Raw genomic sequence first — 21,893 nt, 5'->3', positions numbered from 1 at the left:
AGGAGAGAGCCCTATGGACGAGCAGGACAGAAAGCGTTCGGTGGTGCAAAAGACCGTGTGGAAGGGCGTCAGCTTTGGCAGCGTGCTTGCCATGGTCATCAGCTATTGCAACTGGCACTCGGTGGGGTGGGCCATTTTCCACGGCTTGCTCAGCTGGGCGTATGTGATCTATTATGTGATACGGTACGGCTTTTCTTAAAAAGCCGTCTGATAGGAAAGGATGGTTTGCGATGGTGGTTGTGTTTTTGGCGGAAGGCTTTGAAGAGGTGGAAGCCCTGGCCCCTGTGGACGTGATGCGCCGGGCTGGGCTTACAGTAAAGCTGGCCGGCGTCACTGGAGAGAGGGTGACCGGCTCCCACGGCATCTGTGTCCAGACGGATCTGGCCGCAGAAGAGGTGGACGTTTCCGCACTGGAGGCCATGGTGCTGCCCGGCGGCCTGCCCGGCACCCACAACCTGGAGGCTTCCCCCGCGGTGCAGGGCTGTATCGACAGCTGCGTGGAGCAGGGCAAGCTGGTGGCCGCCATCTGCGCGGCGCCCTCTATTTTGGCCCACAAGGGCCTGCTGGCTGGAAAAAATGCCACGGCGTTCCCCAGCTTCCAGAAGGATTTGCAGGAGGGCGGCGCCCTTCTCAGTGAAAGCTATGTGGTGCGGGACGGCCAATTCCTCACCGCTCGGGGCATGGGGGTGGCCACCCAGTTTGGCCTGGCCCTGGCTGCCGCGCTGGTGTCGGAGGAAAAGGCTGCGGAGATCCGCGCCTCCATCCAGTGGGAGGGGTAATGGAGAAAAAGGCCCCCCTGCGCCGGGAGCTGTTGGCCCGCAGAGACGCCTTGCCAGGGCGGGAGGAGAGATCCCGGGCCATTCGGAGGCAGGTGCTGGCCTTGCCGGAATACCGGCGGGCCCGGCGGCTGCTGCTTTACCTGAGCCAGGGCAGCGAGGTGGACACCTGGCCCCTGCTGGACTGCGCACTGGCCCAGGGAAGGGCCGTGTATGCGCCCCGCTGCCTGGATGGACAGGGAAACATGGCCTTTTACCGTGTCTTTTCCCGGGAGGACCTGGCCCCCGGCCGCTTTGGCCTGTGGGAGCCCCTCCAGGAGAGATGCCCTCTCTTGACGGAATGGGAGGGGGCTTTGTGCCTGGTGCCCGGCATTGCCTTTGACAGGGCGGGCTTCCGCCTGGGCTATGGAAAAGGATATTATGACCGCTTCTTGGGGTCCCGCCCGATAGAGGCTGTTGGGGTGTGCTTTGAAGGGCTGCTGCTGCCCAGGCTGCCCCGGGGGCCCTTTGACAGGCAGGTGGCCCGGCTGGTGACAGAGGCAGGGGTCCTTTGTGCGGAGCAAGGCCCCGGAAAGGAAGGTTGCGAATGAACCACGAACAGAATCCCCGCGGCGGAGAGAGCCGCGGCACAGGAAATTTTAAGCTGAACATTGATGAACGGGATCTGGCCACGGGCAGCATTGACGTGCAGGAGCGCCGGGGCCAGCCGCCCCGGCCGGAGTACTCTGCCAACAAGGCGTTCCTTACGGACAAGGAGCGCCGTCAGGAGGAGAAGGCCCACAAAAAGCGGGATAGGCTGAAGGCCCGGAAAAACCGCCGGGTGTTCTCCCTGGTGTGGCTGTGCATGGTGCTGCTGGTTTCCTTCACCCTGGCCAGCTACCTGATCACCGGATCGAACGACTTTTTCGCGGTGGGTCGCTCGGAAGGCACCACCGAGGTGACCATCCCCGAGAACGTCACCATTGATGAGCTGACCCAGATCGTTTACGACGCGGGGGCCATCAAGGAGCCGGAGTTCTTCCAGCTCTTCTGCAACGTGACGGTGGATGAGGAGGAGCTGGGGTGGTTCCAGCCCGGCGTTTACCAGCTGGAGACCAACATGGATTACCAGGATATCATCAGCACCCTGCAGGGCGGCAACGAGACCCGCGAGGTGGTCACCGTCACCTTCCCCGAGGGTATGACGGTGCTGCAGGTGGCTGCCCTGCTGGAGGAAAATGAGGTCTGCTCCCAGGAGGATTTCCTGACGGCGGTTAATTCCAGCGATTTCGATGGCTATGATGCCATTGCCCCCATCGCCGGGGCCACCGGCAAATATTACAAGCTGGAGGGCTACCTCTTCCCCGACACCTATGACTTCTACAAGGGGGAGGAGATCGACTCTGTAGTGGGCAAGCTGGTGTACAACTTCCAGAACCGCACCGCCGACCTGGAGGAGCGCATCGCCGCCTCTGGCATGACGCTGGATCAGATTGTCACCATGGCCTCTATCATCCAGCGGGAGGCCGCCAACACCCAGGACATGGCCAACGTTTCCGCCGTGCTCCACAACCGCCTGGACTTTGGCGGGGAGTATGGCATCTACCGGCTGGAGTGCGACTCCACCATCTACTACCCCTACCAGCGGGCGGAGGACGTGCCGGAGACGGGGGCCCTCTCTTATGGAAATTACGACACCTATGAGGTTCAGGGCCTGCCTGCGGGAGCTATCTGCAATCCCGGACTGGACGCGATTGAAGCGGCACTGAACCCCAACACCGAGGGCGACGCCGCCAACTACCTGTATTTCTGCCACGCCGCCGACGGCACCGCCTACTATGCCACCAACGCGGACGACCATGCCTACAATTTGCAGCTGGCGGGCCTGACGGAGTGAGTTTATGACAAGAGTGAGACCAGAACTGCTCTCCCCCGCAGGGGACCGGGAGCGCTTAGAGGCCGCGGTGCGCTACGGCGCGGACGCGGTGTACCTGGCGGGGAAGAGCTTCGGCATGCGCTCGGCCCCCCAGAACTTTGGGGAGGAGGAACTGCGGGAGGCGGTGGCCTACTGCCACGCCCGGGGAGTGAAGGTCTATGTCACCTGCAACACCCTGCCCCGCAACCAGGAATTTGAGGAGCTGCCCAGCTTCCTCACCGCCTGCCAGGATATGGGCGTGGACGCCTTTATCATCTCCGATTTGGGGGTGCTTGCCCTGGCCGGGAAGGTGGCCCCCCAGGTGGAGCGGCACATCTCCACCCAGACGGGCATTGTCAACTACGCCGCCGCCCAGGTCTGCTGGGAGCTGGGGGCCAGGCGGGTGGTGCTGGCCCGGGAGGTGCCCCTCTCGGAAATTAAAGGCATCCGGGAACGGGTGGACCCCGGCCTGGAGCTGGAGGCCTTTGTCCACGGGGCCATGTGCATGTCCTTCTCCGGCCGGTGCGTCATTTCCAACTATATGACCGGACGGGACGCCAACCGGGGCGAGTGCGCCCAGCCCTGCCGCTGGGAGTACCACCTGGTGGAGGCCCAGCGCCCCGGGGAGGTGTACAGCCTGGTCCAGGAGGAGAAGGGCGCCTACTTCTTCAACTCCAACGATTTGCGGATGATTGACGCCATCCCCCAGATGATGGACGCGGGCATCACCAGCCTGAAAATCGAGGGCAGGGCCAAGTCCGCCTACTATGTGGCCTGCGTCACCGCCGCCTACCGCCGGGCCATTGATTTCGCTTGGGAGCACCCCGGCGAGCCACTGCCCGCCGCCATCCTGGCGGAGACGGAGAAAATCAGCCACCGGCCCTACTCCCACGGCTTCTACTTTGGGGGCGAGCCCGGCCAGACGCTGGACCGCAGCCACTACGCCCGGGGCTACGAGCTGGTGGCCGTGTGCCAGGGCCGGGAGGACGGCCTGGTCACCCTGCGGGAGCGCAACCGGTTTTTCCAGGGCCAGGAGGTGGATATCCTCCAGCCGGGGAGAGAGCCCTTCACCGCCACGCTGGACGAGCTGTACAACGAGGACGGCGAGGCCATCCAGGTGGCTCCCCACGCGGAGATGGTGGTCCGCTGGAAAACAGACCTGCCTGTGGAGGCGGGGGCCTACCTGCGGGTCAAGAAAGCGCCGCGAAGCGAATAAAGCGCGTGGCCGCGCGGGACAAGTCGCGCACGCCGCTTAAGGGCGGCGTGGTTTGTGGGGAGAGGCGAACAAGCGGCCCGCGCTCGAGTCAGATAGAGACAAGTAAAAGTTTGCGAGGGTGTTGGTGCCCGGTGGGCACCGCCAAACACCGGCCGAGGCGGCAGCCGAGAGGGAGCAGCGCTCCACGGCTTTATAAGCAAAGCGCAGCTTTGCAAAAAATGCAGGGCCGCAGGCGCATGCGCCCGCAGGGCGATAGCCAAGGCCCGGCCGGCACCCAGAAACTGCAAGACAGAGCCTCTCCCATGGAGCGGACCCCTGCCCTGTGGGGCGTGCTGGAAAAGAAAAACGGAGCGAAAAGACATCCAAGCCTTGCCTTGGGTGTCTTTTTTCGCGGCGGGGAACATATCCTTTCTATACCACAGAAAGGATGATCCCTATGAAAAAACTCAGGCTTTGCGTGCTTTCCCTGCTCACTGCCGCCGCCCTGCTGCTGCCCGCCCTGCCTGCCCGGGCGGAAGGGCTGGAGGTCACCGCCCCCTCCGCCGTGCTGATGGAGGCCTCCACTGGCCAGGTCCTCTTTGAGAAGGACCCCCACGCCCTGCGCTCCTGCGCTTCCATCACCAAGGTGATGACCCTTTGCCTGGTGTTCCAGGCCATCGACAGCGGCCAGCTCTCCCTGGACCAGGCCCTCACCGCCTCCGCTCACGCGGCCTCCATGGGGGGCTCGGACATCTGGCTGGAGGAGGGGGAGTCCATGACCGTGGACGATCTCATCAAGGCCACGGTGATTATGAGCGCCAACGACGCCGCCGTGGTGCTGGCGGAGGCCGTGTCCGGCAGCGAGGAGGCCTTTGTGGCCCAAATGAATGAAAAGGCCCAGCAGCTGGGTATGAACGACACCGTGTTCAAAAACTGCAACGGCCTGGATGAAGAAGGCCACGTCACCAGTGCCTACGATGTAGCCTTGATGAGCCGGGAGCTGATCCGCCACGAGAAAGTCTTTGACTACACCCTCACCTGGATGGACTCTGTGCGGGGCGGGGAGACCCAGCTGGTGAACACCAACAAGCTCATCCGCAGCTATCCGGGCATTACCGGCTTGAAAACCGGCACCACCGGCCAGGCGGGCAGCTGCATCACCGCCACCGCGGAGCGGGAGGGACTTTCCCTTATCGCCGTGGTGCTGGGGGCCGATTCCACCGACCACCGCTTTCAGGACGCCGCCGCTTTGCTGGATTACGGCTTCGCTGGCTGGAAAGCCACCGTGCCGGAATCCCCTGCTCTGGAGCCAGTCCCCGTGGCCCGGGGCATGGAGCCCCAGGTGGAACCAGTGCTGGGGGAGATGCCCACCCTGCTTTTGAAAGCGGGGGAGGCCGGCGAGGTGGAGACCACAGTTACCTATGAAGAGTTGACTGCCCCCGTAACCCGCGGGGACGTGATTGGACAGGTGACCTGCACCGTCGATGGAAGCGTGATGGCCCAGGTGGATATAACCGCCGGGGAGGATGTGGCGCAGGTGACCTTTTTCGGGGTGCTCTCCCACCTGGTGCAGGCATTGTTCACCCTCTAAGGGGCACAGGGGAGCCCGGGGGGAACTTTTTCGGAAAGCCTGCCCTATAAACTTGCAAATTGCTCCGAGTTATTGTAGAATAGAAGCACAAAGAGCGGCGCACCCTGTTTTCGGGAAGGGGGCGTGCCCCTTCTCCCAGGTTGTTGCCCGTGGGGGAGAAGGGAACCCTTCCCGCCGGGACAGCGCCTTAAGAATCAACAAGGAGGTCTTTTGCAATGCCGCTGAAATTGGAAGACGGATATTTGAAAGGCTTTGTTTCCCAGCACGAGTACGGGGCCATGGAGCCCTTGGTGAAGGCTGCCCACCAGCAGCTGACGGACAAAACGGGGCTGGGAAATGATTTTCTCGGCTGGGTTACGCTGCCCGCCGATTATGACAAGGAAGAGTTTGCGCGCATCAAGGCTGCGGCCAAGAAGATCCAAGGCAATTCCGATGTGTTCGTGGTTATCGGCATCGGCGGTTCCTATCTGGGGGCCCGTGCCGCTATCGAGTTTTTGAAGTCTGATAAGTACAACGACCTGCGCAAGGACACCCCGGCCATCTACTTCGCCGGGAACTCCATCAGCTCCACCGCCCTGCAGGAGCTGGTCCAGATTTGCGAGGGCAAGGACGTTTCCATCAACATGATTTCCAAGTCCGGCACCACCACCGAGCCCGCCATCGCCTTCCGGGTGTTCCGGGAGCTGCTGGAGAAGAAGTACGGCAAGGAAGGCGCCCGGGAGCGCATCTTCTGCACCACCGACAAGGAGAAGGGCACCTTGAAGCAGCTGGCCGACAAAGAAGGCTACGAGACCTTTGTGGTGCCCGATGACGTGGGCGGGCGTTACTCTGTGCTCACCGCTGTGGGCCTGCTGCCCATCGCCGTCTCCGGCGCGGACATCGACGCCCTGATGGGCGGCGCTCAGAAGGCTATGGAGCTGTACAACGCCCCCTCTATCGAGGAGAACGACTGCTATAAATACGCGGCCATCCGCAATATCCTTTACAACAAAGGCAAGTGCACCGAGGTCATGGTCAGCTATGAGCCCTGCTACGCCATGATGAACGAGTGGTGGAAGCAGCTTTACGGCGAGAGCGAGGGCAAGGACAACAAGGGCCTGTTCCCGGCTTCCGTCATCTTCTCCACGGACCTGCACTCTCTGGGCCAGTACATCCAGGACGGCCGCCGCACCCTGTTTGAGACGGTGGTGCTCATCGACGAGCCCAAGCACCAGATCACCCTGGGCAATGACCCCGCCGACGTGGACGGGCTCAACTATCTGGAGGGCCGCACCATGGCCTTTATCAACGAGAAAGCCTTTGAGGGCACTGTGCTGGCCCACAACGACGGCGGCGTGCCCAACGTGGTCATCCACGCCTCCGACTTCTCGGAGGATACCCTGGGCCAGCTGATCTACTTCTTCGAGAAGGCCTGCGCCATCTCCGGCTACCTGCTGGGGGTCAACCCCTTCAACCAGCCCGGCGTGGAGAGCTACAAGAAGAACATGTTCGCCCTGCTGGGCAAGCCCGGCTATGAAGAGGCCAAGGCAGAGCTGGAAAAGCGCCTGGCCCACTGAGTTATTCCATTCGCTGTCCCCCGCTCCCCTGGGGCGGAAGCAATATAAAAAATAAAGGAGAGTTGTATTATGATCACTCTTTTGACTGGCAAAAAAGGCTCTGGCAAGACCAAGAAGCTCATCGAGATGGCCAACGCCGCGCTGGAGAAGTCCAACGGCAACGTGGTGGTGGTGGAAAAGGGCCTGAAGCTGACCTATGATATTTCCCATGCAGCCCGCCTGATTGACATTGACGCCTACGATGTGAAGGGCGGAAAGGGCCTGTACGGCTTCCTGGCTGGCATCTGCGCCGGCAACTATGATGTCACTGACATTCTGGTGGATTCCACCCTGAAGATCACCGGCACCGGCGCTGAGGTAGTGGACCTGCTGGTGAACGACCTGAAGAAGCTGGAGAAGGAGTCCGGCGCCAACTTTGTGCTGTCCATCTCCGCCGCCAACGAGGAGATCCCCGCTTCTGTGGCGGAATATGTGGCCAAATAAGCCGCAGGCAGTGAAAGAGGCTTACTAAAGTGGTGGGAGGGGCGGCCCCTGGGGCCGTCCTTCCCACTGTGTTTTCCCAGGAAGGGGCGCAAAAAATCCTTGACAACCAATGTGCGGTTTATTATAATATATCAGTACGGCATGAGGGTGAGCGTATGACCATTGATCTGCGAAAATATTTCCGGGGAGAAGATCTTCCCGGCAGCGGCGTGTTAGAGTGCCAGCTGGATCTTTCCGGTATGGAATTGGGCGGTGTCAAGCCGTTTTGTGCGCCGGTAAGGGTTCGGGCGGAGCTCAAGGGTTCGCCGGGCTCAGTGGAGCTTCGCGGAAAGGCCTGCTACGCCATGACCATGCCCTGCGACCGTTGCTTTAAAACGACAACTCAGGAACGGGAGACCGGCTTTTTCCATGTGCTGGTGCGCGAGCTCAGCGACGAGGAAAACGACGACGGCGAGTTTGTGGTGGTGCCCGATGAGACGCTGGATGTGGACCAGCTGGTCACCGAGGACATCCTGCTGGACCTGCCCAGCAAATTTCTCTGTTCCCCCGATTGCAAGGGGCTGTGCCCCCGCTGCGGCAAAGACCTGAATGAAGGGGATTGCGGCTGTGAGAGGGAGGACGTGGATCCCCGGCTTGCGGTTTTGAAGGAGCTGTTGTAACCAGCGGCGGACAGTTTTTCAAGAGATCCGGTCCGCGGCGGACTGGCGCCCAATGCGGCGGCCCGAGCGCGGAAAGATTCTATAAAGTGTTTAAGGAGGTGCACCCATGGCAGTACCCAAGCGGAAAGTATCCAGCGCGCGGCAGAACAAGCGGCGCTCTAATGTGTGGAAGCTCCAGGCTCCCGCCCTGATGAGATGCCCCCAGTGCGGCGAGTACAAGTCACCTCACAGAGTCTGCGGCAACTGCGGCTACTACAATGGCCGTGCCGTTGTGAAGAAGGAAGCGTAAATTCGGCAAAGGCGAGAAGGGAACGCGGGCAAAGCGCTCCCTTCTTTATTTTTACCGGCGTAAAAGCGGCCGGAAAAGGAGGCATGGAACATGGCGGTGCGGATCGACAGCGTGGAGGCGGGCAGCCGGGCCGCGCGGGCGGGCATCCAGGCGGGGGATGTGCTTGTGAGCATCAATGGCCACGACATTGTGGACGTGCTGGATTACCGGTTTTTCGAGACGGAGCGGGAGCTGCGCCTGTGCCTGACAAGAGGGGGAGAGCCTTATCAGCTGGAGCTGGTCAAGCCCCAGTACGCCTCTCTGGGCCTGGAGTTTGCCACCTATCTGATGGACGAGCAGCGCTCCTGCCGGAACAAGTGTATCTTCTGCTTTATCGACCAGCTGCCCAAGGGGATGCGGGAAACCCTCTACTTTAAGGATGATGACGACCGGCTCTCTTTCCTGTTCGGCAACTACATCACCCTGACCAATATCGACGACCGGGAAGTGGACCGCATCCTGCAAATGCGCATCAGCCCCATCAATGTGTCGGTGCACACCATGGACCCCCAGCTGCGGTGCAAGATGATGCACAACCGGTTCGCGGGGGATTCCCTGCGCCACCTGTACCGGCTGGCGGAGGGGGGCATCCAGCTCAACTGCCAGATTGTGCTGTGCCCCGGCGTCAACGACGGCCCCGCCCTGGAGCACACCCTGCGGGAGTTCTGGTCCCTGGGGGAGGGGCTCCTCAGCGTGGCCTGTGTGCCGGTGGGCCTCACCCGCTACCGGGAGGGCCTGTACCCCTTGGAGCCCTACAACCAAAAGACAGCCGGAGAGGTGCTGGATATCCTGGAACGGTGGGGGAACAAGTGGAAAGAGGAGCGGGGCGCCCGCACGGTGTACGCCTCGGATGAGCTGTACCTGCTGGCTGGGCGGCCCATCCCGCCTTTGGAGTTTTACGAGGACTTCCCCCAGATTGAAAACGGGGTGGGCATGCTGCGCAACCTCCAGGATGAGTTTGACTGGGCCCTGGAGGACCTGGAGCTGCCGGATTCTCCCCGCCATGTGACCATCCCCACCGGGGAATGCGGGTTCCGGTTCCTGGGCCAGCTCCTTGACGGATTGCGGCAGAAATGCCATAATATTACTATCGACCTGATCCCGGTGAAGAACGACTTCTTCGGCGGCACGGTGAACGTCACCGGGCTTCTCACCGGCCAGGACATTTTGAAGAACCTGAAAGGCCGGGACTTGGGGGATGAGGTGCTTCTCGCTACCAATATGATGCGGGCAGGGGAGGACATCTTTTTGGATGACATGACCCGGGAGGACCTCTCCGCCAGCCTGGGGGTGCCCTGCCGCCGGGTGGGCAGCACGGGCGAGGCCTTGGTGTGCGCCATCTGCGGCCTGCCCCAGCCGGATACCCCTGGCTTTAACCCCTATGAAGGCTCCTGGGAGCACCGGTAGCCCGAGGGCTCTGGGGCGGCTGGCTGTCCCCGCATGAGAGTCCCCCTGGTACGTTATAGAAACGAAGAACTGCAAGCGGGTTTTCCCGCTTTTTAGAAAGGATTGGTGAAAACATGGCAAAGCCAATCGTGGCCATTGTGGGAAGGCCCAACGTGGGCAAGTCCACCCTGTTCAATAAAATCGTGGGGCAGCGGCTCTCCATTGTGGAGGACACCCCCGGCGTCACCCGGGACCGCATCTTCGGTGACGCGGAGTGGTGCGGACGCCGCTTCTCCCTGGTGGACACCGGCGGCATCGAGCCCGCCAGTAAAGACGTGATCCTGACCCAGATGCGGGAGCAGGCCCAGATCGCCATTGATTCCGCCAGCGCCATCATCTTCGTCACGGACATCCGCACGGGAGTGACCGCTACCGACGCGGATGTGGCCAACATCTTGCTGAAAAGCGGGGTGCCGGTGGTGCTGTGCGTCAACAAGTGCGACTCGGTGGGAGAGCCCCCCGCCGAGTTCTACGAGTTTTACAACCTGGGCCTGGGGGACCCGGTGATGGTGTCCTCTGTCCACGGACATGGAACCGGCGACCTGCTGGACCGCATCTGCGATGTCCTCCCCGATGAAGTGGAAGAGGAGGACGAGGGAGAGGTCATCAAGGTGGCGGTCATCGGCAAGCCCAACGTGGGCAAGTCCTCCCTGGTGAACAAGGTGGCAGGGGAGAACCGGTGCATTGTCTCGGACATTGCCGGCACCACCCGGGATGCGGTGGACACCACCATCCAGAACCAGCACGGCACCTTTACCTTCATCGACACCGCCGGCCTGCGCCGGAAGAGCAAGGTGGAGGACGCCATCGAGCACTACAGCAACCTGCGGGCCGAGATGGCCGTGGAGCGGGCCGACGTGTGCCTCATCCTCATCGACGGCCAGGTGGGCTTTACCGAGCAGGACTCTAAGGTGGCGGGCATCGCCCACGAGGCGGGCAAGGGCTGCATTATCTGCGTGAACAAATGGGATGCCGTGGAAAAAGACGACAAGACCATGCAGGAGATGCGGGCTAAGCTGGAGAAGGACTTCTCCTTCATGTCCTACGCCCCCATCCTGTTCATCTCCGCCAAGACCGGCCAGCGGCTGGACCGGATGTTCGAGCTGATCAAGCGGGTGGCCTCCTCCAACGCCATGCGGGTGACCACCGGCACCTTGAACGATATCCTGGCCCAGGCCACCGCCCGGGTGCAGCCCCCTACGGACAAGGGCAAGCGGCTGAAAATTTACTACATGACCCAGGCTTCCACCAAGCCCCCTACGTTTATCTGCTTCTGCAACGACCACGAGCTGTTCCATTTTTCCTACCAGCGTTACCTGGAGAACCGTATCCGGGAGACCTTTGGCCTGGAGGGCACCCCGGTGCGCATGGTCATCCGGGAGAGGGGAGAAAAGGACTGAACGGGTTGGATCTCGTATACGAATTTCTGTTAGAAAGGCGGTTTGGCAATGGGGCAAGAGGTTTTGGCACTGGTTTTCACGGCGGTTGCGGGCTATCTGCTGGGAAGCATCAATTGGTCCATCATATTAACCTGGTTTTTTAAGGACAAGGAGGATATCCGAAAGTACGGGAGCGGCAACGCAGGCATGACCAACGTGCTGCGCAGCGTGGGCAAGCTGCCCGCCGTGCTCACCTTCGCGGGGGATTTCCTTAAATGCGTAGCGGCTTTGCTGCTCTCTCAAGCCTTTGTGGCATGGCTTGCCCCAGCGTCCGTAGAGTTTTATGACGTGGCTCGCTATGTGGCGGGAATGGCCTGTGTGCTGGGCCACATCTTCCCCGTTTACTATGGCTTTCGGGGAGGGAAGGGCGTGGTCACCTCTGCGGCCATGATTGCCCTGACGGATTGGCGTGTATTCCTGCTGGTGCTGCTGGCCTTTGCCATTGTCTTTGCCTGGAAACGCATTGTCTCGCTGGCCTCTGTGGTCTGCGCGGCGCTGTACCCAGTGTTCACCTTTCTCTTCCTGTTTTTGGCGGAATTTTCCGGAAGCCCCCTGCCCAGCCACGGAGAACACAGCCTGGCTTATGTGCTGTTTGCCACGTTGGCGGCAGTCTTTATCGGGGGCACAGTGCTGGTGAAGCACCGTGCCAATATTGGCCGCCTGCGCCGGGGCGAGGAGAAGCCCGTGATTTTTGGGAAAAAGAAGTAAGGCGCCTGCCAGCGGCTTCCATGCAGTTCCAGCAGGGGAGGCCGCGCTGTGTAAAGGCGGCTTCCTTGCGGGGGAAAGCCGGAAAAAAGGACGGGGCGCTTTTCCGCCATTTACAGAGAGAAGGGCGGGTTTTCCCGCTTTTTCTGGGGACTTGTTCCTTTTTGAAGAGGCGTTGTGGAAAAAGAACGGACGTGTCTTTTTTCGAGAACCTTTGCCGGAGAAGCGGCGGCCCTGCTGCCTGATATTGACTTTTTGGCCCCAATGTATTATCATAGTCATCAGTCAAATACTATTCCCGAAGACTTTAGAAGCCTCTCAGCTGCTTTGCGATTGAGGGTGTTAGGAAGTGTAAACTTGGAAAAATATGTGATTAAAGGCGGCTGCCGCCTGACCGGTGAAGTGAATATCAGCGGAGCCAAAAACGCGGCAGTGGCCATTATTCCCGCCGTGATTTTGGCGGATTCCCCTTGCCGGCTGGAAAATCTTCCCGATATTTCCGATGTGAAGACCCTGACCTATATTTTAGAGAGCATGGGGGCTAAGGTGGAGTACCTGGACCGCCATACTGTGGAGATTGATCCCCGGCCAGTGGATACGGATACGGTTTCGGATCAGGTGGCACGGCGTATCCGCGCCTCCTATTACTTTTTGGGCGCTCTGCTAGGACGGTGCCGCCGGGCGGTGGTCCCCATGCCGGGCGGCTGCAACTTCGGCATCCGTCCCATTGACCAGCATTTGAAAGGCTTTTCCGCTTTGGGTTGCGATTACAGCCTGGATAACGGCATGATTGCCGTCTCCGCCCCTCGGGACCTGCATGGGGCCAGTGTCTATATGGATGTGGTCACTGTGGGGGCCACCATGAACATCATGCTGGCCGCCGCCAAGGCCCGGGGCCTGACTATCATTGAAAACGCCGCCCGAGAACCCCACATCGTGGATTTGGCCAACTTTTTGAACACCATGGGCGCGGATGTGCGGGGCGCGGGCACGGATACTATCAAAATCCACGGGGTGCAGAAGCTGCGGGGCGTGACCTATTCCATCATCCCCGACCAGATTGAGGCGGGCACCTATATGGTGGCTGCTGCGGCCACCCACGGGGACGTAACGGTGAAGAACGTAACGCCCAAGCACCTGGAGTCCATCTCCGCCAAGCTGGTGGAAATGGGCGTCACTGTGGAAGAAGGGGACGACACGGTTCGCGTGGTGTGCGACCGGCCCCTGCGCAAATGTAATGTGAAGACCATGCCCCACCCGGGCTTTCCCACGGATATGCAGCCTCAGATTACCACGCTGCTGTCCATTGCCCACGGCACCAGCATGGTCAATGAGAGCGTATGGGAGAGCAACCGCTTTAAATATGTGGATGAGCTGCGCCGCATGGGAGCCCAGATCACTGTGGACGGCAAGGTGGCCATTGTAGAGGGTGTGGACCACCTGAAGGGCGCGCCAGTGCGCGCCTTGGATCTGCGGGCCGGCGCCGCCATGGTCATTGCCGGGCTGGTGGCAGAGGGCACCACGGTTTTGGAAGACGTGAAATATATCGAGCGGGGCTATGAGAACATTGTAGAGAAGCTGGTGGACCTGGGGGCGGATATCTACCGCAGCCAGGAGCCGGACCAGGTGATGGATAAGATTGGCTGAAAAGCCTGAAACGAGGAAGGATGGAGCTGCGGCTGCTGAGCGGCAGCTCTTTTGTTTTGAAGAAAGGAGCAGGGAAATGGCCAGGCTGTGCCCCCTGTTCTCCGGCAGCACGGGGAACAGCTACTACATAGGCACCCGCAGTGCGGGTCTGCTGTTGGACGCGGGCCGCAGCGCCCGTCAGCTGGTGGGTGCGCTTCAACGCTGTGGGATAGACCCCTTAGCCGTGCAGGGAATTCTCATCACCCACGAGCACAGCGACCATATCGCCGGGGTGCGTGTCTTTGCTAAGAAGTACGGCATCCCGGTGTTCGCTTCCCAAGGGACCCTTCTGGCCATGGACTCCTCCTTGGAGGGAGTGGAACGCTGGGTTCTGGAGGAGGAGCTCCAGCTGGCGGGGATGACAGTCCGCCCCTTTGCCACTCCCCACGACAGCGCCCAATCCCTTGGGTTTCGCATCCGCACGGAAGATGGCCGTCAATTTGCCCTGGCAACGGACCTGGGAGCGCTGACGGACTGTGTGCGGGAGCACCTTTTGGGGGCGGAGTTCGTGGTCATCGAATCCAACCACGACAAGGAGATGCTCCGCAACGGGCCCTATCCCCCTTATCTCAAGCGGCGCATCCTGGCGGGGACGGGCCACCTCTCCAACGGGGAGTGCGCGGCCTTTCTGCCGGAGCTGGCCCAGGTGGGAACCAAGCGGTTCCTGCTGGCCCATTTGAGCCGGGAGAACAACACTCCCACCCTGGCCCGGGAAGCGGCCCTCTCGTCCCTCTGCGGGGCGGGGCTCTCCCAGGGCACGGACTTCTGGCTGGGGGTAGCTCCCGTGGAAAACCAGGAGGGAAAAGCAATCATCTTTTAGGAGGGCGCGGTATGTTGGCAGTCAAACTGGTCTGCGTGGGGAAGCTGAAGGAAGCCTATTGGCGGGACGCCGTGGCGGAGTATGAAAAGCGTCTGCGCCCTCTGTGCAAGTGGGAGCTCATCGAGCTGCCGGAGGCACGGCTGCCCAGCGCCCCCTCCCAGGCGGAGATCGCCGCCGCCCTGGAAAAGGAGGGGGAGCAAATCCTTCGCCACACGGCTGGAACGGTGTACCCCCTGTGCATTGAGGGGAAGCCGGTGGATTCCCCCGGAGTGGCAAAGCGGTTGGCGGGGGCCATGCAGTCCCCGGGGGCGGTGAGCTTTGTCATCGGCAGCTCCTTTGGGCTGTCTCCAGCGGTGAAGCGGGCCGGGGAGGGGCTTTCCATGTCCCCCATGACCTTTCCCCATCAGTTGGCCCGGGTGATGCTGTGCGAGCAGATTTACCGGGGCTTCCAGATTTTGGGAAACACCTCTTATCACAAATAAAGGGAAAAGCGGGCCCTCCCATTTGGGAAGGTCCGCTTTTCAGCTTGGGCGGATCGGTTTATACGTCCAATTTCATGTCGCCGTCCTTCACCCAGCCCAGCTTGCGCAATCCCAGATTCAAGACCCAGGAGAGCACGGCGGGCAGGACAAAACACAGCAGCACCAGGCCCACCCAGTCCATAGGGGTGATGGCAGCTTTCAAGCCGTTGGCCACATCGTTCACCCAGCCGTCGATGACGCCGATTTGTCCCACCAGGCCGCAGGTTCCCATGCCGCTGGAGACCGGCGCGCCGTTCATCTCCAGGCGGAAGACGCAGGTGGCTAAAGGCCCGGTGATGGCGGAGGCCAGAGTGGGGGCGATCCAGATGCAGGGGTTCTTGATGATGTTGGGCACTTGCAGCATGGAGGTGCCCAAGCCCTGGGCCACCAGGCCGCCCCACCGGTTTTCCCGGAAGCTGATGACCGCAAAGCCCACCATCTGGGCGCAGCAGCCCGCCACAGCGGCGCCCCCGGCCAGGCCGGTCAGCCCCAGGGCAGCACAGATAGCCGCGCTGGAGATGGGCAGGGTCAAAGCCACGCCCACCAGCACCGAGACAAACATCCCCATCAGGAAGGGCTGCAAATCCGTGGCCCACATGATGAGCTGTCCCACCGCAGCGGCGGCAGTGCCAATGGGCGGCGCCAGCACATAGGCCAGCAGCGAGCCGGAGAGGATGGTCACCAGGGGGGTGACCAGGATATCCACGGGGGTTTTCTTGCTCACCAGCTTGCCCAGTTCCGCAGCGATAATGGCAAGCACCAGCACAGCCAGCGGCCCCCCTTCGCCGCCCAGGGTGTTAGAGGCGCTGCCCACTGCCGCCAGGGAAAACAGCACCAGGGGCGGGGCTTTCAGGGCATAGCCGATGGCGACGGCCATGGCGGGGCCCGCCATCTCCTTGGCGAAGTTGCCGATCTCCTCCAGCAGGGGCACGCCCAGCTGGGAGCCCAGGGTGGAGATGATGGTGCCAATCAGCAGAGAGGCGAACAGGCCCTGGGCCATGGCGCTCATAGCGTCTACGAAGTAGAGCCTGCCGTAGGCTTTTACTTTGTCCCAGGCAGCGTTCCCCTTTTGGGGCCCGGCAGCCTGAGTTTGCTTTGTATCTTCCAAAACGATCTTCCCTTCTCAGAGGAGAGGGGCCGGAGAAAAACCGCGGGCGGTTCCTCACCGATCCTTCTCCGTGGTTTTTCCGTGCCTTTCCCGCGGCCCGGCACAGGGCGCTGTGCTGCGGGGAATCTATATTGGCTATGTTGCCCGGGCGGGCTGTCCGTTTTGGGCCGTGGGATCGCCTGCCGGGGGCCTCCCGGCGCGCTGGTCGTCCCAGGGCGCTACTGGCGGTACTGGCCGCCCAGGCCGTTTTGGTTACCGGGATATCATACCACAAATGGGGGGAAAGTGGAAGAACAGGCGTGAGATTTTTGCGGGGCATCAGGGAAGGCAATGGAAAAGGACACCCAAGCTTTTACCCTTGGATGTCCTTTTTTACCTTCATAGAAACGGGACGGGACTTGCCCGGGGTGCAACCCCTTAGATCACGCCCTGGGCCAGCATGGCGTCGGCCACCTTGATGAAGCCGGCGATGTTGGCGCCCATAACGTAGTTCTTGGGATGGCCGTACTTCTCAGCGGCCTCGTCGGCGGACTTGAAGATGTTCTCCATAATGCCCTTCAGCTTGGCGTCAACCTCCTCGAAGGTCCAGGAGAGGCGTTCGCTGTTCTGGGTCATCTCCAAAGCGGAGGTGGCCACGCCGCCGGCGTTGGCAGCCTTGCCGGGGGCGAACAGCACGCCGCCCTCCTGCAGGATCTTGGTGGCCTCGATGGTGGTGGGCATGTTGGCGCCCTCAGCCACGGCGATGCAGCCATTGGCCACCAGCTGCTTGGCGTCCTCCTCCAGCAGCTCGTTCTGAGTGGCGCAGGGCAGGGCGATGTCGCACTTGACGCTCCACACGCCGCGGCCCTCATGGTATTCACTGTTGGGACGGTAGTTCTTGTACTCGGTCAGGCGGGCGCGCTTGACCTCCTTGATCTCCTTAATGGCGGCCAGGTCGATGCCTTCGGGATCGTACACCCAGCCAGTGGAATCGGACATGGTGACCACCTTGGCGCCCATCTCCTGGGCCTTCTCGCAGGCGTAAATGGCCACGTTGCCGGCGCCGGAGATGACCACGGTCTTGCCGGCCATGTCATAGCCGTTCTTCTTCAGCATGGCGGCGGTGAAGTACAGCAGGCCGTAGCCGGTGGCCTCGGTGCGGGCAAGAGAGCCACCGTAGGTCAGGCCCTTGCCGGTGAGCACGCCCTCAAAGGCGTTGCGGATGCGCTTGTACTGGCCGTACATGTAACCGATCTCCCGGGCGCCGGTGCCGATGTCGCCGGCGGGCACGTCGGTGTCGGGGCCAATGTGGCGGTACAGCTCGGTCATAAAGCTCTGGCAGAAGGCCATCACTTCCCGGTCAGACTTGCCCTTGGGGTCAAAGTCAGAGCCGCCCTTGCCGCCGCCGATGGGCAGGCCGGTCAGGCTGTTTTTGAAGATCTGCTCGAAGCCCAGGAACTTGATGATGCCCAGGTTGACGGAAGGATGGAGCCGCAGGCCGCCCTTGTAAGGGCCGATGGCGGAGTTGAACTGTACCCGGAAGCCGCGGTTTACCTGCACCTTGCCGTTGTCGTCCACCCAGGGCACCCGGAACATGATCTGGCGCTCGGGCTCCACAATGCGCTCCAGAATGCCTGCGGCCTCATACTGGGGGTTGGCCTGGATAACGGGCTCCAAAGAGGTGAGCACCTCGGTGGCGGCTTGGATGAACTCCGGCTCGCCCGGATTTTTCTTTTTCAGCAGCTCCAGCTGCTCGCTGACATAAGACATAGTATTTTCCCTCCATACTGCAAGTCTGATTTGGGAATCTTGCAAAATCATAGGGTTATTTTACCATAGAGGGGTGAATTTTACAAGAAAAAAATTCGAAAATTCTTTTTGCGATTTTGTGAACATTCCCCCTCGCCCATCTTGCCCGCCCCCGCTGCCTTGGAAGCGGGGGCAGGTGGGAAAATCTTTCCCCGAACGGTTGACATCGGCCCAACTTTTTACTAAAATTGAAGCGTATGGGACTGCCCGCTGGGCCTTGCTGCCAAAGGGCGGGCGCTTCCCTTCTGACAAAAGGGAAAATGAAACGCTGCTGGACGGAGGTTTTTACTGCCATGCAAAAGAAGGAACTGCTGTACGAGGGGAAAGCCAAGAAGGTATATAAGACGGAGGACCCCGAGGTCTATATCGTCTCTTATAAGGACGACGCCACCGCCTTCAATGGCCTGAAAAAGGGCACCATTGTGGGAAAGGGCGTGGTCAACAACGAGATGTCCAATTTCATGTTCCGCATGCTGGAAAAGGAGGGCATCCCCACCCACTACATCGAAGAGCTCAACGAGCGGGAGACCGCTGTGAAGAAGGTTACGATTGTGCCCCTGGAGGTCATCATCCGCAACGTGGCCGCGGGCAGCCTCTCCAAGCGCCTGGGCCTGCCCGAGGGCACCGCTCTCAAGTGCCCTGTGCTGGAGTTCAGCTATAAAAATGACGAGCTGGGCGACCCCATGGTCAACGATTACCACATCCTGGCCATGGACCTTGCCACCCGTGAGGAGCTGGACCAGATCGCCCAGATGAGCTTTAAGATCAACCAGCTTATGGTGGATTTCTTCAAGTCTGTAAAGGTGGACCTGATCGACTTTAAGATCGAATTCGGCAAGACCTCTGACGGCCAGATCATCCTGGCGGACGAGATCTCTCCGGATACCTGCCGCTTCTGGGACAGCGATACCCACGAGAAGCTGGATAAGGACCGCTTCCGCCGGGATATGGGCGGTGTGGAAGAGGCCTATGAGGAAATGATGCGCCGCTTGGGGCTGCGCAAGTAACGCAGGAGTATAGCAGGGTCCCGCGGGGTGGGGAAGAAGGCCCATCCCCCGGGACTCACTGTGTTTTTCGGGAATTCAAAGAAGAAAGGTTTGGTCAAGCCATGGCAAGAGACATGTACGAATCCCCCTTGTCCGCCCGGTATGCGGACAGGGAAATGAAATACCTGTTTTCCCCGGATATGAAGTTCCGCACCTGGCGGAAGCTGTGGATCGCCCTGGCCGAGGCGGAGCATGAGCTGGGCCTGCCCGTCACCCAGGAGCAGATCGACGAGCTGAAAGCCCACGCCGAGGACATCAACTACGAGGTGGCCCAGGAGCGGGAGAAGGTGGTCCGCCATGATGTGATGAGCCACGTCTACGCCTACGGCCAGCAGTGCCCTGAAGCGGCGGGCATCATCCACTTGGGCGCCACCTCCTGCTATGTGGGGGACAACACCGATGTCATCATTATGACTGAGGCCCTCAAGCTCATCCGCAACAAGCTGGTGGGGGTGCTGCGGGTGCTTTCCCACTTTGCCCGGGAGTACAAGGATCTGCCCACCCTGGCCTTTACCCACTTTCAGCCTGCCCAGCCCACCACCGTGGGCAAGCGGGCCACCCTGTGGATGCAGGACCTGCTGATGGACCTGGAGGATGTGGAGTACCAGCTTTCCAAGGCAAAGCTGCTGGGCTGCAAGGGCACCACCGGCACCCAGGCCAGCTTTTTGGAGCTGTTTGAGGGGGATCACGAGAAGTGCCGCCAGCTGGATGAGAAGATCGCCCAGAAGATGGGGTATGAGAAGTGCTTCCCCGTCTCCGGCCAGACCTACTCCCGCAAGCTGGACAGCCAGATGCTGAACATCCTCTCCGGCATCGCCCAGAGCGCGGCCAAGTTCTCCAACGACATCCGGCTGCTCCAGCACCTGAAAGAGGTGGAGGAGCCCTTTGAAAAGGGGCAGATCGGCTCTTCGGCCATGGCTTACAAGCGCAACCCCATGCGCAGCGAGCGCATTGCCTCTTTGGCCCGGTACGTCATCGCTGACGCGGTGAACCCCGCCATGACCATGGCCGCCCAGTGGTTCGAGCGCACCCTGGATGACTCCGCCAACAAGCGCATCAGCGTGCCCGAGGCCTTCCTGGCGGTGGACGGCATTTTGAACCTGTACCAGAACGTGGCCGACGGCCTGGTGGTGTACCCCAAGGTCATCCGGCAGCACATGCTGCGGGAGCTGCCCTTCATGGCCACAGAGAACATTATGATGGACGCGGTGAAGCGGGGCGGCAACCGGCAGGAGCTCCACGAGCGCATCCGGGTCCACTCTATGGAGGCTGCCAAGGTGGTGAAGGAGCAGGGCGGCGAGAACGACCTGTTGGCCCGCATCGCCGGGGATCCCATTTTCGGCGTCACCCTGGAGGAGCTTCACGACATTGTGAAGCCTGAAAAGTATGTGGGCCGGGCTCCTGTGCAGACAGAAGAGTTCCTCACCGAGACGGTGGCCCCCGTGCTGGAGAGATATAAAGATGTAGCTGAGGAGGCTGCGGAGATCACCGTGTAAGCCACCTGTTCCCATCCGACCCAGGGGGGAGACCCCCAGACTGAATCATTCAGAAAGGCATGAAGTATTATGGTTAAAGCGATTGTAGGCGCCTGCTGGGGCGACGAGGGCAAGGGAAAGATTACCGATGTGCTGGCCGAGGATTCCGACATTGTAGTGCGGTTCCAGGGCGGCAGCAACGCCGGGCACACCATCATCAATGAGTATGGGAAATTTGCCCTGCACCAGCTGCCCAGCGGTGTGTTCCGGCAGAACATCACCAACATCATTGGCAACGGCGTGGCCCTGTCTGTGGAGAACTTCCTCAAAGAGGTGCAGTCCGTGGTGGAGAGGGGCGTGCCCGCCCCCAAGCTGCTGGTCTCTGACCGCTGCCAGGTGGTCATGCCCTACCATAAGGAGCTGGACGGCATGGAGGAGGCCCGTTTGGCCGCCAAGTCTTTCGGCTCTACCAAGTCAGGCATCGCCCCCTTCTACTCCGACAAATACGCCAAAATCGGCTTCCAGGTCAGCGATCTGTTCGACGACAAGGACTCCATCATGGAGCGCATCGACCATGTGCTGGGCCTGAAGAACGTGCTCTATACTGAGCTCTACCACCAGAAGCCCCTGGACCGTGAGGAAATCTACGAAAAGCTCATGGAGTACAAGGAGGCCCTGGCCCCCTATGTGGCGGACACCACCACCCTGCTCCACAACGCCGTGAAGGAGGGCAAGACCATCCTGCTGGAGGGGCAGCTGGGCTCCTTGAAAGACCCGGACCTGGGCATCTATCCCATGGTCACCTCCTCTTCACCGCTGGCGGGGTATGGCGCAGTGGGTGCCGGCGGCATTCCGCCTTACGCCATCGGGGAGATCGTCACCGTGGTAAAGGCCTACTCCAGCGCGGTGGGCGCCGGGGAGTTTGTCAGCGAGATCTTTGGCGACGAGGCCGAGGAGCTCCGCCGCAGGGGCGGCGACGGCGGCGAGTACGGCGCCACCACCGGAAGGCCCCGCCGCATGGGCTGGCTGGACCTGGTGGCCGCCCGGTATGGCTGTATGGTCCAGGGGGCCACAGCGGTGGCCTTCACCGTGCTGGATGCCTTGGGCTATCTGGATGAGATTCCTGTATGCGTGGGTTACGAGCTGGACGGCAAGCGCATTGACAGCTTCCCGCCCACGGCCCAGCTGAAGCGCTGCAAGCCCATCTTGGAGGTGCTGCCCGGCTGGAAGTGCGATATTGGCGGCATCAAGCGCTATGAGGATCTGCCTGAAAACGCCCGCAGGTATGTGGAGTTTGCTGAGAAGGAAATCGGGGTGCCCATCACCATGGTTTCCAACGGCCCCGCCCGGGAGGATATCATTTACCGGTAAAGGGCG

21 protein-coding genes are annotated in these 21,893 nt (G+C 61.1%); 19 read left to right on the top strand and 2 right to left on the bottom strand.

Translation table 11 applies throughout. The annotated features are described in order from the left end of the window. Positions 1 to 13: 13 nt before the first annotated feature. The 16 genes from ODJ80_RS05210 to ODJ80_RS05135 all read left to right on the top strand — a co-directional run bounded on the left by ODJ80_RS05210 (position 14) and on the right by ODJ80_RS05135 (position 15,060). Positions 14 to 199, top strand: coding sequence for a hypothetical protein (locus ODJ80_RS05210; RefSeq protein ID WP_263041209.1), 186 nt, complete (start codon positions 14 to 16; stop codon positions 197 to 199). 31 nt (positions 200 to 230) lie between these two features. Then, entirely contained in the window at positions 231 to 779 is a 549-nt protein-coding gene (locus ODJ80_RS05205) for a DJ-1 family glyoxalase III (RefSeq protein ID WP_178864840.1), read from the top strand. Next, complete coding sequence (locus tag ODJ80_RS05200) at positions 779 to 1,366, top strand: 5-formyltetrahydrofolate cyclo-ligase (protein WP_263041208.1); 588 nt, start codon at positions 779 to 781, stop codon at positions 1,364 to 1,366. The genes ODJ80_RS05205 and ODJ80_RS05200 overlap by 1 nt, the downstream gene beginning before the upstream one ends. Next, positions 1,363 to 2,652 (top strand): endolytic transglycosylase MltG, encoded by a 1,290-nt coding sequence (mltG, locus tag ODJ80_RS05195; RefSeq protein WP_263041207.1) that lies wholly within the window; start codon positions 1,363 to 1,365, stop codon positions 2,650 to 2,652. Before ODJ80_RS05200 ends, mltG begins: the two co-directional genes overlap by 4 nt. A gap of 4 nt (positions 2,653 to 2,656) precedes the next feature. After that, positions 2,657 to 3,886: a peptidase U32 family protein gene (locus ODJ80_RS05190; protein ID WP_263041206.1), complete on the top strand. Its 1,230-nt coding sequence runs from the start codon at positions 2,657 to 2,659 to the stop codon at positions 3,884 to 3,886. A 436-nt stretch (positions 3,887 to 4,322) separates the two neighbouring features. Then, entirely contained in the window at positions 4,323 to 5,456 is a 1,134-nt protein-coding gene (locus ODJ80_RS05185; protein ID WP_263041205.1) for a D-alanyl-D-alanine carboxypeptidase family protein, read from the top strand. 215 nt (positions 5,457 to 5,671) lie between these two features. After that, the gene (locus ODJ80_RS05180; RefSeq protein ID WP_263041204.1) at positions 5,672 to 7,012 is read left to right on the top strand and encodes a glucose-6-phosphate isomerase; all 1,341 of its coding nucleotides are present in this window, start codon (positions 5,672 to 5,674) and stop codon (positions 7,010 to 7,012) included. Between the two features lie 69 nt (positions 7,013 to 7,081). Continuing rightward, complete coding sequence (locus ODJ80_RS05175) at positions 7,082 to 7,495, top strand: hypothetical protein (protein WP_178864846.1); 414 nt, start codon at positions 7,082 to 7,084, stop codon at positions 7,493 to 7,495. A 155-nt stretch (positions 7,496 to 7,650) separates the two neighbouring features. After that, a complete protein-coding gene (locus ODJ80_RS05170) occupies positions 7,651 to 8,154 on the top strand; it encodes a YceD family protein (RefSeq protein WP_263041203.1) in 504 nt (167 codons plus the stop codon). Between the two features lie 106 nt (positions 8,155 to 8,260). Beyond that, positions 8,261 to 8,443, top strand: coding sequence for a 50S ribosomal protein L32 (gene rpmF, locus ODJ80_RS05165; protein WP_178864848.1), 183 nt, complete (start codon positions 8,261 to 8,263; stop codon positions 8,441 to 8,443). Positions 8,444 to 8,533: 90 nt separating this feature from the next. Beyond that, positions 8,534 to 9,889: a DUF512 domain-containing protein gene (locus ODJ80_RS05160; RefSeq protein WP_263041202.1), complete on the top strand. Its 1,356-nt coding sequence runs from the start codon at positions 8,534 to 8,536 to the stop codon at positions 9,887 to 9,889. Between the two features lie 113 nt (positions 9,890 to 10,002). Beyond that, positions 10,003 to 11,328, top strand: a complete 1,326-nt coding sequence (gene der, locus ODJ80_RS05155) for a ribosome biogenesis GTPase Der (RefSeq protein ID WP_263041201.1) — start codon at positions 10,003 to 10,005, stop codon at positions 11,326 to 11,328. Between the two features lie 48 nt (positions 11,329 to 11,376). Beyond that, positions 11,377 to 12,075 carry a glycerol-3-phosphate acyltransferase gene (locus ODJ80_RS05150; protein WP_263041200.1) on the top strand — a complete coding sequence of 233 codons (699 nt, stop codon included), beginning with the start codon at positions 11,377 to 11,379 and terminating at the stop codon, positions 12,073 to 12,075. A gap of 354 nt (positions 12,076 to 12,429) precedes the next feature. Continuing rightward, positions 12,430 to 13,719 carry a UDP-N-acetylglucosamine 1-carboxyvinyltransferase gene (locus ODJ80_RS05145; protein ID WP_178864852.1) on the top strand — a complete coding sequence of 430 codons (1,290 nt, stop codon included), beginning with the start codon at positions 12,430 to 12,432 and terminating at the stop codon, positions 13,717 to 13,719. Positions 13,720 to 13,795: 76 nt separating this feature from the next. Further along, positions 13,796 to 14,578 (top strand): MBL fold metallo-hydrolase, encoded by a 783-nt coding sequence (locus tag ODJ80_RS05140; protein ID WP_263041199.1) that lies wholly within the window; start codon positions 13,796 to 13,798, stop codon positions 14,576 to 14,578. An 11-nt stretch (positions 14,579 to 14,589) separates the two neighbouring features. Further along, positions 14,590 to 15,060, top strand: a complete 471-nt coding sequence (locus ODJ80_RS05135) for a 23S rRNA (pseudouridine(1915)-N(3))-methyltransferase RlmH (RefSeq protein ID WP_263041198.1) — start codon at positions 14,590 to 14,592, stop codon at positions 15,058 to 15,060. A gap of 58 nt (positions 15,061 to 15,118) precedes the next feature. Here ODJ80_RS05135 and ODJ80_RS05130 read toward each other — a convergent pair whose 3' ends face one another. Both ODJ80_RS05130 and gdhA read right to left on the bottom strand, forming a co-directional pair. Continuing rightward, on the bottom strand, positions 15,119 to 16,207 hold the full coding sequence (locus tag ODJ80_RS05130; RefSeq protein ID WP_263041197.1) for a PTS transporter subunit IIC: 1,089 nt from the start codon (positions 16,205 to 16,207) through the stop codon (positions 15,119 to 15,121). 417 nt (positions 16,208 to 16,624) lie between these two features. Next, entirely contained in the window at positions 16,625 to 17,956 is a 1,332-nt protein-coding gene (gene gdhA, locus ODJ80_RS05125; RefSeq protein WP_178864855.1) for an NADP-specific glutamate dehydrogenase, read from the bottom strand. Between the two features lie 332 nt (positions 17,957 to 18,288). On the opposite strand from gdhA, the gene purC reads away from it, so the two are divergent. The 3 genes from purC to ODJ80_RS05110 all read left to right on the top strand — a co-directional run bounded on the left by purC (position 18,289) and on the right by ODJ80_RS05110 (position 21,887). Further along, positions 18,289 to 19,002 carry a phosphoribosylaminoimidazolesuccinocarboxamide synthase gene (purC, locus tag ODJ80_RS05120; protein ID WP_263041196.1) on the top strand — a complete coding sequence of 238 codons (714 nt, stop codon included), beginning with the start codon at positions 18,289 to 18,291 and terminating at the stop codon, positions 19,000 to 19,002. A 101-nt stretch (positions 19,003 to 19,103) separates the two neighbouring features. Then, positions 19,104 to 20,537, top strand: a complete 1,434-nt coding sequence (gene purB / locus ODJ80_RS05115) for an adenylosuccinate lyase (RefSeq protein WP_263041195.1) — start codon at positions 19,104 to 19,106, stop codon at positions 20,535 to 20,537. Positions 20,538 to 20,606: 69 nt separating this feature from the next. Further along, a complete protein-coding gene (locus tag ODJ80_RS05110; RefSeq protein ID WP_263041194.1) occupies positions 20,607 to 21,887 on the top strand; it encodes an adenylosuccinate synthase in 1,281 nt (426 codons plus the stop codon). Positions 21,888 to 21,893 lie beyond the last annotated feature (6 nt).

Origin of the sequence: Acutalibacter sp. LFL-21 (genome assembly GCF_025630755.1) — a bacterium.
In the GTDB taxonomy this organism is placed as follows: Bacteria; Bacillota; Clostridia; order Oscillospirales; family Acutalibacteraceae; genus Acutalibacter; species Acutalibacter stercoravium.
Note: the sequence above shows the minus strand (reverse complement) of the source record. Positions and strands in the feature narration are given on the sequence as shown.